Source organism: Sphingomonas faeni (assembly GCF_030817315.1).
GTDB lineage: Bacteria > Pseudomonadota > Alphaproteobacteria > Sphingomonadales > Sphingomonadaceae > Sphingomonas > Sphingomonas faeni_C.
On sequence record NZ_JAUSZF010000004.1, the window covers coordinates 216,769 to 230,974 of the forward strand.

Consider the following 14,206-nt stretch of genomic DNA (forward strand, 5'->3'; position numbering starts at 1 on the left):
TTCTGGGCGCCGGTTCTTGGCCTTTAAAGGGCGCTTGACGGCGCTAGGTCGCGGTCCGCTCGACATGAACGTTCATCGGGTTTGTGCCTGTTCTGACTCGAACAGTAGCCGTTCCGCTCTCCTCTCTCATTACGAGATTCGCGAGCTGATAGCCGGGCTTCAAAATCGGTCGTTCGCGAAGATGAACCAGCGTCCGAAGTTGGGAAGCGAGGGAAGGGGCGTAAGCGTCCGGATGTGGGTCTACCCCTACATTATTCTTTGCATGACCGATCATCCATAATCTTTGCCCGCGCCGCCAACGACAGTAACGTTAAACTAGATTATCCGGGGTCAAAGCGTCGACCTTTGGGTTCGCAGGATATGTCATCGAGCCGTGACTTCTAATGTCCCCCCTATTAGCAGATCCGCGTGCTGGACGCGGAAGTTTGGAAGGGGCCGTCCGTTCAAGCTCGCGCGCGTGATCCGGCCGTTCTCGCGCCCGGAGCGCTGGATTGTCAGCGTGCGGCCATTGCCGAGATCAATCGAGCTTCGCGCGAACGCTGGCGTCGTCACGATGTACCACGGCTCGCCTGGCACCAGCGGGTACAGACCGAGCGTGGCGAACACGTACCACGCGGTCATCCCGCCGGCATCGTCGTCCATTCCGTCGGCAAACCCCTGCGGCGACAGCGCGAAGCTGCGGCCGACGAACGGCACGGGCAGCTTGCCGCTGTTGGTATAGGGATGCGCGATCGGCTTGGTCAGGATCGTGTGGATCAGATCGGCGCTGGCTTGCGGCTGGCCCAGCGCGGCGAACATCCACGGTACCTGGATGTCGGGCTCGTTGGTCATGTTGAACAACCCGGCATCGAAGAAATGATGCAGTTCGCCGAGCATCCGTTCGCGCCCGACCGTCGCGGTCATCCACGGCAGGTCGAAGATCGGCGCCCAGCGATATTGCCACAAGGTGCCCTGATACAGCCCGCGCGCCTTGACCACGTCGCCGTCCACGCCCGGCGTCTGGAACACCGATCGCCACATCGGGCGGTAGCTTTGTGCCTTGGCGGTGAAGGCCCGCGCAAGGTCGGTGCGGCCGAGGTCGCGCGCGAGTTCGGCGGTCGCCCAATCGTCATACGCGGCTTCGATCTGCTCGTCCGGCGTAGCGCGCTTGAGCGTGTCGCTGTCTGCCACCATTCCCGCCAGCGCGGCGTCCGCGTCGAACGCGATGCCCTTGCGGTGCATGTCGAGCAGCGCGATCCCGGCATGCTCGGTGCGAACCGTCAGGAACGGTTCGCGTGGGGTCGACCATTGCGCCTTGCCGCCTGCGTAGAGAGCGACCAGCGACTGAGCGATATCGGCGCTGCGTTCGGGCTGGAGCAACGCGAGCAGCGGCATCTGGGTGCGGTAATTGTCCCATAGCGACCAGTTGGCGTAGCGCGTCCGGCCCTTGGGCGAGGTCTCCACGATGCTTTCATTGTCGCGGTGACGCCCGTCGGGATCGTCGATTGCGACCGGGGTTTCCATCACGCGGTAGAGCGACGTGTAGAACAGCGCGCGCTGGTCTTGCGAACCGCTGAGCGCGACACGGCCGAGGATGCGGTTCCAGGCAGCGCGCGTCTCTGTCGCGACGGTGGCGAGGGGACGGTTGTCGAGTTCGGTCTCGCGCACCGATGCCGCACCGCGTCCGTCCACGGTGGAGAGCCCGGTACGGATCTCGATCGCATCGCCCGCTTTGCCGGTGAGGTGCAGTGTTGCCAGATCTTCCGCGCCCGCGGTCAGCGTCTGGTGGATCGGTCGTCCGTTGACCAAGATCCGGCTAGCACTGTGGAGATGGTAAGCGCCCTGATCGCAAACCGTGCCGGCGACGAGATCGGCACGGACATCATCGCTGGCGAGGCTCGCCCAACTTGCTGCCAGACGCTTCGAATAACTGTGTCGTGGGTCGATCCGCAGGTCGACCGCGCCGGCGCGAGGCAAGGTGAAGCGCAACACGCCCGCACCGCGCGTCGCCACCATCTCGGCGAGGATTCCGCCATCGTAGCGGACACGGTAGATGCCGGGCCGAGCTGTTTCGCTGCGCTTGTCGATCAGCGCGGGACCGCTGGCGCCGGCATAGCGCAGCGAGATCATCAGGTCGCCGCCTGCGCCGCCGCAGCCTACCCCGACGCCGCGCGTATGCGAAAAGCCGAGCAATGTGGTCGCCGCGTGATCATAGCCCGCGTGGTTGGCGGGGCTGGTATCGGGGCCGAGCTGCATCATCCCGAACGGCGCGACCGCGGCGGGGGAGAGCTGTCCGAAGTCCGCGAGCGTGCCGACGAACGGGTCGACGAGGTCTGCGGGGGTTTCTTGTGCGGTGAGGGCGGCGGGGCTCCCCAATATGGCCGCGAGCAGAAGAGCTCTCCTTACACCGCGCCTCCCCGGCGGAGGCCGGAGCCCAGGTTGAAAGGTCGACGTAACCGAGCGCGACCCTGCGTTGGCGATGTTTCCCAACTGGGCCCCGGCCTTCGCCGGGGTGGAGGCAGGGGCGTTTACTCGGGTCGGGTGCGTAAAATAATCGCTCATGGATCGAGAGGATCGCGCGGATCGTGGCGCAACGATAGCCGCGACGGCCGAAATTCCAGGTCGTACAGCGACACCCGCCGCCCAACTGCGCCCGGCGAATACCCCAGCTCCGTACGGTTGCGATCCGAGAAGGTCTGGCTCTCGATATATTTGCTCTGCTCGGCGTCGGTCACGATCAGCGTCGGCCGATCGAGCGGAATGCCAAGCGACACCATCCGCCGCGTCGCGTTGCGCAGGTTGGTCGTGGTATGCCGCGCATACGGTTCCAGGATCACGCGATCGGCCGGAATCCCATAGCGCTCGATCAGTGCACGACGGATCTCGACCGCCTCGACGAACCGGGTGCCGCGCGGATGCACCGCGCTGCCCGAGACGAGGATGAACGGTGCGAGACCCTGGCGATAGCGTTGCGCCGCGAGCAGCGCGTGGAGCTTGCTACGCGGGCTGAGCGCAGTGTCGACGTCCTCGGGGCCGACGCCGGGCACGATCAGAAGCGAATAGCGGAACGCCTTCCAGTCGGTCCGCGCCGCCAGCGCACGCGCGCCCACATTCTCGCGCTGGTCGAGCGGTTCGAACCGCGTCGCTGCCACCGCGTCGTTGGCATCAAGCAACGCCACCGCGAGCCGCACGCTCCCCGCGATGGTCGCGGGCGGCGCATCGGACGCGGCACGCGCGGTATCGATCGCGACCTTGACGCTGTCGGCAAAGAACGGCGTGCCGGTCGCGAAGATCGGTCCGTCGATCTTGGGATAACGTCCGGCCAAGCCAAGGCCATAGACGCGCAGCACGACATTCACCCCGTCTAGTTCCTGGTCGAGCGCCACCGCTACCGGCAGGTCCGCATTCGACTTCACCGATCGTAGAGCGCCAGTTGTCGCCAACTTTGCCATCATCGCCCGGTCCTGATCGGTCCAGATCGTCGCCTCGACCACGCAGGCAGGCACAGCGCCGCACGCGGCAATCCGTCGCGCCCGCGTATCGAGCGCCCCCGCCGGCGAACGCCCCAACGCGCCGAGCATCGGGAACAACCGTTCCGACAACGTATCGACGACCGTGTCGCTAACCGCCACCGGTGCAGGCGTCTCCGCCCACACCGATGCAGCCGCCGTGATCGCCAGCGCCGCCATCATCATACGCAGTCCCGTCACCAGGACTTGCTGACCACGAGGCGGACGTTCCGCCCGAAGATCGGACGGCCGTAGATCGCGTCGGCCGTGCCTTGGCCGCTCAACTGGTCGGTACGCGTATTGCCTTCGGTCAGGCCCTTCGCGTTGAACAGATTGTCGCCGACGACCTGCATCTGCCACGTGTCGTGCGTCAGCGTGATCCCCGCGCCGACCGTCTGGTAGGAGGGCAGGGCGGTGTTGTTGAAGAAGTCGACATAGCGTTTGCCGGTATATTCGTAGCGGCCGTACAGCTGCACCGAATTGCCCGCGACGTCGAAGTCGACCGAGGGGCGGATGTTGCCGTAAACCTTCGGCTCGCGGACGATCTGGTTGCCCTCGACGTCGCCGGCACTCGCGCCGTTAGCATTGACGAGGCTCTTATATTGCGGATCGCTGATCGTCAGCGCCCCAGTGACTGCGAACCCGTATGGCAGCGCGAGGTTGCCATCGATCTCGATGCCCTTGATCTCCGCCTTGCCGACGAACGGCACCGACTGGTCGTTGCGGCCGGTGACCGGGTCGAGCGCGACGAACGACGCGTTGAGCGGATTGTAGCGCGTATAGAAGCCGATCAGGTACAGATAGGACCGGCCGAACGCCGCCTTCAGGCCGACCTCATACTGGTTCGCCTTCGACGTGATGATCGTCGGGTTGATCTGGTAGGTGACCTGCGTCGATGGCGGCGTTTCGAGGTGCGAGGCGCGGGCATAGGCGCCGAAGTGCTTGGTGACGTCGTAGTTGATGCCGCCGGTCCAGTTGGTGATGCTGGGGCTGAGCTTCGAGTTGATGATCTGGCCGGTGAACGCGCGGACCGCGTTGTCGGCGAGCGTGTTCGGGTCGCCGAGGTTGGCGGAGGTCGTTGCGAACGCATAGCCCTTGAAGCTGTAGCGTTCATGGCGGATACCGCCGTCGAGGGTCAGGCCCTTGACCAGCTCCCACGTGTCGTTGGCATAGAGTGCGTACATCGAGGCGTCGGTGTTGCCGCGGTTGAGCGTGGTCGTATAGCGCAGCACGCCGTTGTCGGTGACCGAGCCGACCGCCTGGCCCGCGGCGTTGTAGGCGATCAGGTCAAGCGTTCGCGGCTTGCCCTTCACCTCGAGCAGATAGTCCTGGTACGCGACCTCGTTGGTCTCGCCGTAGAGGCTGCCATACACGCCGACGCGCAGGTCATGCGTGCCGAACCCGGTCGTGATCGAGCGGGTGACGCTGAGATCGCCTTGCGTCGAATAATATTTCGAGACGACGTCGCGGAACTGCGCGGGGACAACCAGACCTGAGGCGGTGTTCGGGTCATAGACCTCGGCGCCATTGGTGCCGGCGATTGCATAGCCGAGCCGGGTCACGCCTGCGCCGAACGCGGTCCGCGCGGCGCCAAGGCTGCTGGCGGCATAGGCGTTGGCGTCCGACGGGTTGCTGGTCGAATACAGTGCGTTGAAATGGAGCTTGCCGACGCTGACGCCGCCCTTCGCCGCGACTTTCCAGCCGTCGTAATCGGCGTCGTACTGCACGCCGACATTGCCGAACTGGGTGTGACGACCATTGCCGAGATCGGCGTCGACGTTGCGCGTCGTGCCGTCGGCCTCGCGGAAGCGGATGTTCGCGTTGCGCAGCGCGGGCGAGTTCATCGTGCCGCTGAAAAAATCGATATACTGGTTGAGCGACTTGCTCGGATCGCGCGGGTCGGCGGTCGGGATCGGCAGGTAGAACACGTTGTGGTCGTTCAGGTAATTGCCCGACACGCGCAGCGATCCGTTGCTGAAGTCGTGCTTGATATTGGCGCGGATCTGGCCGCCGCGATCATTCGGGAAGCCGTTGTCGCGGTAGCCGTCGTGGCGGCGGAGGAACCCGCCGATCGCGTAATAGGTCGAATCGTCGATCGGGCCAGCCTGATAGCCGTCGAGCCGGTAGAGGCCGGTGTCGCCCAGCGTGACCTGCGCCTTGCCGCGCGTCGTATCGGTGCCCGACACGGTGATGTTGTTGACGATCGCGGCGGCATAGCTCGCATAGACCGGGGCAGGGCCGCCGCGCACGACCTCGACGCGCTGCGTCATCAGGTCGAACCGGTTGATGCTGTCGCCGCGGAAGAAATTGCCATCATTCTCGTGGAACAGCGGCAGGCCGTCCTGCTGGAAGGTGACGAGCCCGCCGTCGCTCGGCAGGCCGCGCAGGCGGATGATGTTCTGGACTTCACCGCCGGTGCTCTCGACCGCGAAGCCGGGCAATTTGCCGAGCAGGTCGGCGAAGTTGATCGGCGCGAGCTTCTGGATGTCGGCGTTGCTGAGCGAGTTGACCGCGTAGGAGACGTCGAAGCGGCGCTGCTGGCGCGCGGAGCCGGTGACGATAATGTCGCCGCCGCCAGCGTCAGGCGCTGCGGCGTCTGGTGCGGCAGCTTCCGGAACCGCATCGGCCGGGGGCGTGGCGGCCGGAGGAGCGGCTGGGGCGGTTTGAGCCCAAGCCGGCGACTGCGCGGCGATGCTCAACGCGAGAATGGCGCAACCCGTGCGCAAGCCAAATTTGGTCATCTGTTCGTCCCCACCCTGTTCAATGAAAAGCCGTTGGACGCTCGATGTGACAGTTTTATTAATCGTACGGAATAACTCGACGAAGGTACTTGATCGAATAGGTAATGTAGCTTCGATCCCGGCAGCGGGGGCGACGGCCGCGAAATGATCGTCGGACTTGCCGCGCAAGCTCCTTCTAACGCCATCCCCATCCAGCATCGTAGATTGCCTTAAGCTGCGATTTAGCCGAACTCGTGCCGTTGTTGGAGCAGGTGCAAGAAGCAACGTTGCTTCAGCTTTAACCTCGTGTCGTCGTCTTTTACGCCTGTTCAGGCACTCGTATCTGCCTCGATTGGCAGGGAAAGTGCGCCGGCTAGCTTTGGCAAGCGGCGCGAAATTCAAACACGCCGTGTCCTCGTTGCCGAATTCTGCCAAATAAGGATGAACGAACGGCTGAAGTGAGGAAGCGCGCAGGGCGATTTGAATGGCTGCAACTGGGTCGGTTTAGTCGTCGAACTCGAATGCAAGGTGTGTCAAAAATCGGCGCTTATAGATTTATGCCGCGGATCCTTCGATTTCACGAAGTTTAACGCACGCGATCTTTGCTGCTTCTCGGACATGCTTTTGGCAAGCGGCAGCCGCTCCTGATGCATCTTGGCGTTCGATGAGATCGACCATTCCTGCCAGCCGTTTGAGCCCAGCAGCTTGCCGTCCAACGACCGATAGCGTCATCGCGCGTAACTGACTGATCCGACTGTTCAATCGTTGGACGATTTCCCAGGCGATGAGGTGTCCGCCTGTCTTGAAGATGATCTCGTAGAAACAGGTCGTCGCCCTTAACGCTCTAATCGCACTACGCTGTTCATGGGCAACGGCAATATCCGCCAGTGCCGACTTCAGTGCCGAGACGGTCACCTCTGTAGCGACGCGAGCGCACGCCGCGACCGCGGACGATTCGAGCTGGATGCGAATGTCGTAAATCTGTTCCGCCTGGTCGATCGTGATGATCCCCAAGCGCGGTCCCGACGGTGTTCCCTCAACAAGCCCTTCGGACTCGAGATTGCGAATAACCTCGCGGATCACCGACCGGCTTACCCCCAAGCGCTCGGCTAAATTGCGTTCCACCAAGCGTTCGCCAGGGCTGATACGGCCTTCGAGAATAGCATCGCGAACGCGGTCGAGCGCGATCAAGCGCAGGGTCTGCGGCCGGGATTCGATCCGGTCCAGCATATTTACGTCGTCATTCTGCATCAGCGTTGTTCCCTCAAAGGTCACCATAAATGAACAATTGCCATTGTCCAATCAGGTGGTATACCAACAGACACCATACAGGCAGGAGGGTTGCTAGACATGGCACTAAGCATTCGAAAGATTGTCTCGTACGTTGAAGAAGTGCGTACCGAAGGCGGCAAGGAAGCCGGCACCCCGGTTACCACCGTCATGGTTGCAGCCGTTCTCCAGAACCCATGGGCCGGACGAGGCTTCGTCGAAGACCTTCAGCCCGAGATCCGCGCGTACGCGTCCGACCTTGGTGCGCTGATCGTCAAGCGGCTGATCGCGGCGATGGGGGGTGCGGACCGGATCGAGGCGTATGGCAAGGCCGCGGTCGTCGGCGCCGCCGGTGAGATCGAGCATGCCTCTGCGTTGATTCACACGCTGCGCTTCGGCAACCACTATCGCGAGGCGGTAGAGGCAAAGTCCTATCTGAGCTTCACCAACAAGCGTGGCGGGCTGGGGACGTCGATCCAGGTGCCGATGATGCACAAGGACGATGAGGGCCAGCGCTCGCACTACATCACCGGTGAGTTCTCGATTTCGGACGCCCCGCTTCCTGACGAGATCGTCGTCGTTCTGGGGGCGGCGGATGCGGGGCGGGTACATCCCCGTATCGGGAACCGATACCTCGACTTGGAAGCCATCGCAGCCGAAAAGGCAGCGCGGCAGGCGTCGTGATGGCTGGCGTTCCCGACACGGTGAACGTGCCACTGTCCTACGACGATAGCGGCGGCACGGGGCCTGTGGTCGTCCTCATTCACGGTGTCGGGCTGTCTCGTGGAATGTGGGCGGCGCAGGTGCCGCTACTCGAGACAGAGTATCGCGTCATTGCCGTCGACATGCTTGGTCATGGCGACAGTGCGCGCCCTCCCGAAGATGCCGGTCTGGATAGCTTTGCCGATCACATCGTCGCGGTGCTGGATCATGCGGGGGTCGATCGGGGGACCTTTATCGGGTTCTCGATGGGGGCACTTGTCGCGCGCGCCGTGGCCTTGCGTCATCGCAGCCGGGTCGAGGCTCTGGTCCTTCTCAACGGCGTGTTCGATCGCTCGCCAGACATACGCTCGACTATCCTGGCCCGTGTCGCCGATGTCGCCACGGACGGTCCAGCCGCGAACATCGATGGTGCGATCGAGCGATGGTTCAGCCCGGCGTTCCGCAACGTGAATGCTAAGTATATTGCGGACCTGCGCACGAGCTTCGTAGCCAACGACCCGGCCGGGTATGCGGTAGCCTACCGGTTGTTCGCAACCGAGGATTGCTATGGCGATGCGGAGCTGTCCACCATCAACGTTCCGACCCTCGTCGCGACCGGCGAATATGACGTTGGCTCGACACCGGCGATGGCAAGGTCTTTGGCCGCGCGCATTCCCGGTGCGGTCTGCCGGGTCGTGGAGAATGCGCGGCATATGATGCCGGTCGAAATGGCAGATGCGACCAACGCCCTCCTGTTGGATTTCCTGGCTACGATCGAGTGTCACCAACCCTCCTTGGGAGATTGAAGATGACGACCACCACGTTCCAGATGCTCGTGGGTGGGCAATCGGTCCCTGCCGTCTCGGGCGCGACCTACACCTCCCTCAACCCGGCGACAGGAGAGGCATGGTCTACGCTTCCTGACGGCGATGCGGCGGACGTCGATCACGCTGTGCGTGTTGCCGATGCCGCTTTCCGTTCAGACGAATGGCGCCGGCTGACTGCGAGCGCGCGCGGCAAACTCCTTCGGTGCCTTGGTGATCTAGTTGCCGACCATGCCGTCGAACTCGCAGAACTCGAAACCCGCGATAACGGGAAGCTAATCCGAGAGACGCGCGGCCAGCTCGCCTACCTGCCGGAGTTCTTCCACTACGCCGCGGGTCTGGCCGACAAGCTCGAGGGCAGCACGCTGCCGATCGACAAGACCGACATGTTCGCCTTCACCGTCCACGAGCCGCTTGGCGTCGTCGCCGCGATCGTGCCCTGGAACAGCCCGCTCTATCTGACCGCGATCAAGCTCGCGCCGGCGCTGGCGGCAGGTAATACGATAGTCATCAAACCTTCCGAACATGCATCGACCAGCATACTGCGCTTTGCAGAACTCGTCGCGCTCGCCGGCTTTCCCGACGGCGTCGTCAACGTGGTAACCGGCTTCGGCGCAGGCGCGGGCGCGGCGCTGACCCGTCATCCGCTGGTCCGCCGCGTCGCTTTCACCGGCGGTCCCGCAACCGCGCGACATGTCGTACGCGCTACCGCGGAGAATTTCGCCAAGCTCTCGCTCGAACTCGGCGGCAAGTCCGCGAACATCGTCTTCGACGACGCGGATCTGGAAGGTGCCGTCAACGGCGCAGTGGCGGGCATTTATGCCGCGTCCGGTCAGAGCTGTGTCGCCGGATCGCGGTTGCTGGTCCAGGATGGCATCTACGACAGGTTCGTCGCCGCGCTGCGCGAGCGCATCGCACGGATCACGATCGGCGATCCGCTTGATCCGGCTTCGGACATGGGGCCGATGGCGACGGAACAGCAGCTCGGTGTCGTGGAGACGATGGTTGCGCGCGCGCGTGAGCAGGGCGTGACCGTGCTGGCTGGCGGCAAGCGGCCCGAGGGGCATGCTGGCTGGTTCTACGAACCAACGCTGCTCGAATGCGAGTCTGCGGATCTCGACATTGTCCAGAACGAGGTGTTCGGGCCGGTCGCCGCGATCATGCGCTTCAGCGATGAAGACGACGCGCTCCGTCTCGCCAACGGAACCGAGTACGCACTCGCGGCCGGCGTCTGGACCCGCGATCTTGCCCGCGGCCACCGGATGGCGCGCGACGTCCATGCCGGCATCGTCTGGGTGAACACCTACCGAGCCGTGTCGGCGATGGCGCCGATCGGCGGCTACGGCGCGAGCGGCTACGGCCGTGAGGGCGGTATCCACTCCGTCCTCGACTACACCGAACTCAAGACCGTGTGGGTAAATCTGTCGGATAAACCGATGGGCGACCCGTTCGTGATGCGATGAAGGAGAGAGACATGACTTCAAGTTCGATCGATCCCACCGAGTTCCGCACTGCGATGGCTGGCTTTCCCAGCGGCGTGACGGTCGTAACGACGCTGGATACGGAAGGCGCGATCGCCGGGTTCACGGCCAGCGCGTTCAGTTCGCTCTCGCTCGACCCGGCGCTAGTTCTGGTCTGCCCCGCGCTGACGTCGGCAACATACCCCCATCTCGTCAGCCGTCAGAGCTTCGCCATTCACATCCTTGCGGCCGGGCAGCAGGACCTAGCCATGGCTTTCGCATCGAAAGGGACCGAGAAGATCGCCGGACTGGACTGGACGCTCAGTGAACTGGGCAATCCGATACTCCCCGGCGTGGCCTGCGTTATCGAGTGCACGCTGTGGCGCGAGTACGAAGGCGGCGACCATGCCATCGTCATCGGCGCCGTCCAGCGTATCGGTCTCACCGATAGCCCCGTCCTCATCTACCACAAGGGCAGCATGACGGATCACCCCTCGCCGGTGCTGGAGGCGGCATGACGTTGCATACGCTTCATCCGTTCCGCGACCGTGCGTTGATCGACGGCCGGTGGGTCTCTGCGACGGGGCAGGGTAGTGCGGTGTACGATCCGGCGACAGGCGAGATCATTGCTTCCGTGCCGGATCTCGGGCGGGAGGAAGCCCAGCTGGCAATCGCGGCTGCCGAACGTGCGCTCGTAGGTTGGCGTGCCCGACCGGCGGGAGAGCGCGCGGACATCCTCATGCGCTGGTACGCGCTCATGCAGGACCACCGCGATGCGCTTGCCCAGATCCTCACGGCGGAACAGGGCAAGCCGCTCGCCGAAGCTGCGGGGGAGATCCTCTACGCCGCAAGCTTCCTGCGCTGGTATGCGGAAGAGGCGCGGCGCGTCGATGGGGAGATCATCCCAGCACCAAAGGCCAGCCAGCGCATCCTCGTCTGGCACGAGCCCGTCGGGGTGACCGCCGCGATCACGCCGTGGAACTTCCCCGCGGCGATGATCACGCGCAAGGTAGGCCCCGCGCTTGCAGCTGGCTGTACGATGATCTTGAAGCCGGCGCCCGAGACGCCACTGACCGCGCTCGCACTCGCCGCGCTCGCAGAGGAGGCAGGTGTCCCAGCAGGCGTCTTCAATGTCGTGACGGGCGATGCCGCCGCGATCGGCGGCGCACTGATGGACAGTCCGGTAGTCCGCAAGGTGTCGTTCACGGGATCCACGCCGGTCGGTCGCATGCTGTTCGCACAGGCGGCGCCTACGCTGAAAAGGCTGTCACTCGAGCTCGGCGGGAACGCACCGTTCATCGTGTTCGATGACGCCGACCTCGATGCGGCGGTCGACGGTGCGATGCTGGGCAAGTTCCGGAACGCCGGCCAGACGTGTGTCTGCGTCAACCGCTTCCTGGTCCAGGACTCCGTACACGACCGTTTCGTCGAGATGCTGCGGGAGCGGATCGCGAAGCTCGTGGTAGGACCCGGAACGGATCCTGACACTACGATCGGCCCCCTCATCAACGAAAAGGCCGTGATCAAGGTGGAGGATCATGTCGCTGACGCCGTGCGTCGCGGCGGTCGATTGGTGGCGGGGGGTAAGCGGGGGGAAGGTCTTTTCTATCCGCCTACGCTGATTGCGGACGTCCCCGCCGATGCAGCGATCGCGCGGGATGAGACCTTCGGTCCGCTCGCGGGCGTCATACGGTTCACGGACGAGGCGGAAGCGATCCGTCTAGCGAACGATACCGAGTTCGGCCTGGCGGCCTACGCCTATACGCGAGACATTGGCCGCGCGATGCGAGTGGCCGGTGCGCTCGAGTACGGCATGGTGGGTTTGAACGAAGCGGCCATCTCCACCGAGGTCGCACCGTTCGGCGGGATCAAGGCGTCGGGCCAGGGGCGGGAGGGCTCCCGTCATGGTATCGCCGAGTATCTCGAGTTGAAGTACGTGATGATGGGCGGGCTGTAGAACCGGAACCGAAGCCAGACGCGCCGCGCTCGCATCTGGCTTCGGCCACCGGTCAGCCTTGAATACCGTCGATTTCCGCGAACACCTCTTTGGCGAGCCGAAAGCTGTCGACCCCGGCGGGCACGCCGACGTAGACCGCGATCTGGAGCAAGACCTCGCGCAACTCCTCGCGGGTCACGCCGTTCGTGAGCGCACCGCGGATGTGCGCCTTGAACTCGTGACCGCGATTGAGCGCGGCGATCATGCCCAGGTTGAGGATGCTGCGGCTGCGGCGGTCGAGGCCCGGCCTGTTCCAGATATGGTCCCAGCAATACTCCGTCGTCAGTTCCTGCATCGGCCAGTTGAAGTCGTCCGCGCCGGCAAGGGCCTTGTCGACATACGCATCGCCAAGCACCTCACGCCTGGTCTCCAGGCCACGGTCGAAGGCTTCGCTGGTCGTCCGCTCGCTCGTCATTCTGGCAATCCTTCCACGATGAGTATCTCGACTTCGGCCGCACCCGCACGGGCTTTTCGCGCCGCGGTGTATTCGGGCGATGCGTGACAGGCGAGCGCGGCGTCCATGCTCTCGAACTCGATGACGACGTTGCGCTGGCGGGGCTCCGGCCCCTCCAGCGCAACGGCTTGTCCGCCACGCGACAACAGCTTGCCGCCGTTGCCGATCAGTGCTGCTGGGCCCAACGCCATGTAGTCGGCATAAGCTTCGGCATCGGTCACATCGACGCGGGCGATCCAGTAGGCTTTGGGCATCAGGCGAACGCCGGCGCGACCTGATCGATGAACCGTCGGATCGAGTCGCGCTTCTCTTCGAACGACATCGTGTTGTCGAGCCAGATGCTGTACTCGTCGACCCCCATGGCTTCGTAGGTCTTGAGCCGTGCGATGACCTCTTCTGGTGTACCGATCATGATGTTCCGACGGAGCTGTTCGGGCACGAAGTCCGGGAACCGTTCGGCGTCCAACGGCGCGATGTCGTGATGGAAGCCGTTGACCGGGGGCTTCCTGTTGCTCGCCCATGCGCCGTAGTTGCGGAAGAACAGCGAGATTGCTTCTGCAGCGCGCTGACCGTCCTCGTCACTGGCCTGAACATGGGCGTGCTGAAGGATCATCAATTGGGGACGCGGTACGTCGGGGCTCGCAGCGCAGGCCTCGTCGAACTTGCGCGCCAAATCCTTCACTTCGTCGTCATTCTTGAACAGCGGTGTCGCCATCACGCTGCATCCGTTCGCCACCGCGAACTTATGCGACTCCGGATCGCGTGCGGCGATCCAGATGGGCGGCGTCGGCTTCTGGACGGGCTTTGGCACGCTGGTCGACACCGGGAACTGCCAGATCTCGCCGTCATGGGCGTAGTCGCCTTCCCACAGCTTGCGGACCACCGGCACCATCTCGCGCAGATACTTGCCACCGTCGTTCGCCGAAACGCCGTTGAGCATGCGGTCGAACTCGAACTGGTAGGCGCCGCGTGCCAGGCCGATCTCCGCCCGGCCATTGCTGATCACATCGAGCATCGCCGCTTCGCCTGCCATGCGGATCGGATGCCAGAAAGGTGCGATGAAGGTACCTGCACCCAGCCGAATGTTCTTCGTCCGCTCGGCTACCGCGGCAAGCAGCGGGATCGGATTGGGGGAGATGGTATATTCCATCGAATGATGTTCGCCGATCCACACTTTGTGGAGGCCGCCTTCTTCCGCGAGATCGCACAGGGCGAGCAATTCTTCGTAGAGCTGCCGATGCGAGATCGCCTCGTCGTAGCGTTCCATATGCAGGAAGAGCGAGAACTTCATCC

General features: G+C 63.8%; 12 protein-coding genes. 5 read left to right on the top strand and 7 right to left on the bottom strand.

All coding sequences use genetic code 11. From position 1 onward, the window contains the following. Positions 1-363: 363 nt before the first annotated feature. The 4 genes from QFZ54_RS19065 to QFZ54_RS19080 all read right to left on the bottom strand — a co-directional run bounded on the left by QFZ54_RS19065 (position 364) and on the right by QFZ54_RS19080 (position 7,459). Positions 364-2,355, bottom strand: a complete 1,992-nt coding sequence (locus tag QFZ54_RS19065; RefSeq protein ID WP_307090119.1) for a glycoside hydrolase domain-containing protein — start codon at positions 2,353-2,355, stop codon at positions 364-366. Positions 2,356-2,537: 182 nt separating this feature from the next. Beyond that, a complete protein-coding gene (locus QFZ54_RS19070; RefSeq protein ID WP_307090121.1) occupies positions 2,538-3,689 on the bottom strand; it encodes a YdcF family protein in 1,152 nt (383 codons plus the stop codon). Next, on the bottom strand, positions 3,686-6,229 hold the full coding sequence (locus QFZ54_RS19075) for a TonB-dependent receptor (RefSeq protein WP_307090122.1): 2,544 nt from the start codon (positions 6,227-6,229) through the stop codon (positions 3,686-3,688). Before QFZ54_RS19075 ends, QFZ54_RS19070 begins: the two co-directional genes overlap by 4 nt. A 534-nt stretch (positions 6,230-6,763) precedes the next feature. Further along, complete coding sequence (locus QFZ54_RS19080) at positions 6,764-7,459, bottom strand: GntR family transcriptional regulator (RefSeq protein WP_307090124.1); 696 nt, start codon at positions 7,457-7,459, stop codon at positions 6,764-6,766. A gap of 99 nt (positions 7,460-7,558) precedes the next feature. Between QFZ54_RS19080 and QFZ54_RS19085 the strand changes: the two genes are divergently transcribed. Genes QFZ54_RS19085 through QFZ54_RS19105 form a run of 5 tightly spaced genes read left to right on the top strand, consistent with a single transcriptional unit; the run spans position 7,559 to position 12,420 of the window. Next, positions 7,559-8,161 (top strand): amino acid synthesis family protein, encoded by a 603-nt coding sequence (locus QFZ54_RS19085; protein WP_307090126.1) that lies wholly within the window; start codon positions 7,559-7,561, stop codon positions 8,159-8,161. Continuing rightward, positions 8,161-8,985, top strand: a complete 825-nt coding sequence (locus QFZ54_RS19090; protein WP_307090128.1) for an alpha/beta fold hydrolase — start codon at positions 8,161-8,163, stop codon at positions 8,983-8,985. The genes QFZ54_RS19085 and QFZ54_RS19090 overlap by 1 nt, the downstream gene beginning before the upstream one ends. 2 nt (positions 8,986-8,987) lie before the next feature. Next, positions 8,988-10,466 carry an aldehyde dehydrogenase gene (locus QFZ54_RS19095; RefSeq protein WP_307090129.1) on the top strand — a complete coding sequence of 493 codons (1,479 nt, stop codon included), beginning with the start codon at positions 8,988-8,990 and terminating at the stop codon, positions 10,464-10,466. Positions 10,467-10,477: 11 nt separating this feature from the next. After that, positions 10,478-10,981, top strand: coding sequence for a flavin reductase family protein (locus QFZ54_RS19100; RefSeq protein ID WP_307090130.1), 504 nt, complete (start codon positions 10,478-10,480; stop codon positions 10,979-10,981). Beyond that, a complete protein-coding gene (locus tag QFZ54_RS19105; RefSeq protein WP_307090131.1) occupies positions 10,978-12,420 on the top strand; it encodes an NAD-dependent succinate-semialdehyde dehydrogenase in 1,443 nt (480 codons plus the stop codon). Before QFZ54_RS19100 ends, QFZ54_RS19105 begins: the two co-directional genes overlap by 4 nt. A gap of 52 nt (positions 12,421-12,472) precedes the next feature. Here QFZ54_RS19105 and QFZ54_RS19110 read toward each other — a convergent pair whose 3' ends face one another. From QFZ54_RS19110 to QFZ54_RS19120, 3 genes are read right to left on the bottom strand one after another with little or no spacing between them, the layout of a single operon-like run. Beyond that, the gene (locus QFZ54_RS19110) at positions 12,473-12,874 is read right to left on the bottom strand and encodes a carboxymuconolactone decarboxylase family protein (RefSeq protein ID WP_307090134.1); all 402 of its coding nucleotides are present in this window, start codon (positions 12,872-12,874) and stop codon (positions 12,473-12,475) included. Beyond that, on the bottom strand, positions 12,871-13,167 hold the full coding sequence (locus QFZ54_RS19115; RefSeq protein ID WP_192071830.1) for a DUF1330 domain-containing protein: 297 nt from the start codon (positions 13,165-13,167) through the stop codon (positions 12,871-12,873). Before QFZ54_RS19115 ends, QFZ54_RS19110 begins: the two co-directional genes overlap by 4 nt. Continuing rightward, entirely contained in the window at positions 13,167-14,204 is a 1,038-nt protein-coding gene (locus QFZ54_RS19120; RefSeq protein WP_192143303.1) for an LLM class flavin-dependent oxidoreductase, read from the bottom strand. The genes QFZ54_RS19115 and QFZ54_RS19120 overlap by 1 nt, the downstream gene beginning before the upstream one ends. Positions 14,205-14,206 lie beyond the last annotated feature (2 nt).

What these genes read in the sequence shown, in the direction of transcription:
- QFZ54_RS19120 (WP_192143303.1), bottom strand. Translation starts at nt 14,204, where the DNA reads ATGAAGTTCTCGCTCTTCCTGCATATGGAACGCTACGACGAGGCGATC.
- QFZ54_RS19075 (WP_307090122.1), bottom strand. Translation starts at nt 6,229, where the DNA reads ATGACCAAATTTGGCTTGCGCACGGGTTGCGCCATTCTCGCGTTGAGC.
- QFZ54_RS19095 (WP_307090129.1), top strand. Translation starts at nt 8,988, where the DNA reads ATGACGACCACCACGTTCCAGATGCTCGTGGGTGGGCAATCGGTCCCT.
- QFZ54_RS19100 (WP_307090130.1), top strand. Translation starts at nt 10,478, where the DNA reads ATGACTTCAAGTTCGATCGATCCCACCGAGTTCCGCACTGCGATGGCT.
- QFZ54_RS19105 (WP_307090131.1), top strand. Translation starts at nt 10,978, where the DNA reads ATGACGTTGCATACGCTTCATCCGTTCCGCGACCGTGCGTTGATCGAC.
- QFZ54_RS19080 (WP_307090124.1), bottom strand. Translation starts at nt 7,459, where the DNA reads ATGCAGAATGACGACGTAAATATGCTGGACCGGATCGAATCCCGGCCG.
- QFZ54_RS19110 (WP_307090134.1), bottom strand. Translation starts at nt 12,874, where the DNA reads ATGACGAGCGAGCGGACGACCAGCGAAGCCTTCGACCGTGGCCTGGAG.
- QFZ54_RS19090 (WP_307090128.1), top strand. Translation starts at nt 8,161, where the DNA reads ATGGCTGGCGTTCCCGACACGGTGAACGTGCCACTGTCCTACGACGAT.
- QFZ54_RS19115 (WP_192071830.1), bottom strand. Translation starts at nt 13,167, where the DNA reads ATGCCCAAAGCCTACTGGATCGCCCGCGTCGATGTGACCGATGCCGAA.
- QFZ54_RS19085 (WP_307090126.1), top strand. Translation starts at nt 7,559, where the DNA reads ATGGCACTAAGCATTCGAAAGATTGTCTCGTACGTTGAAGAAGTGCGT.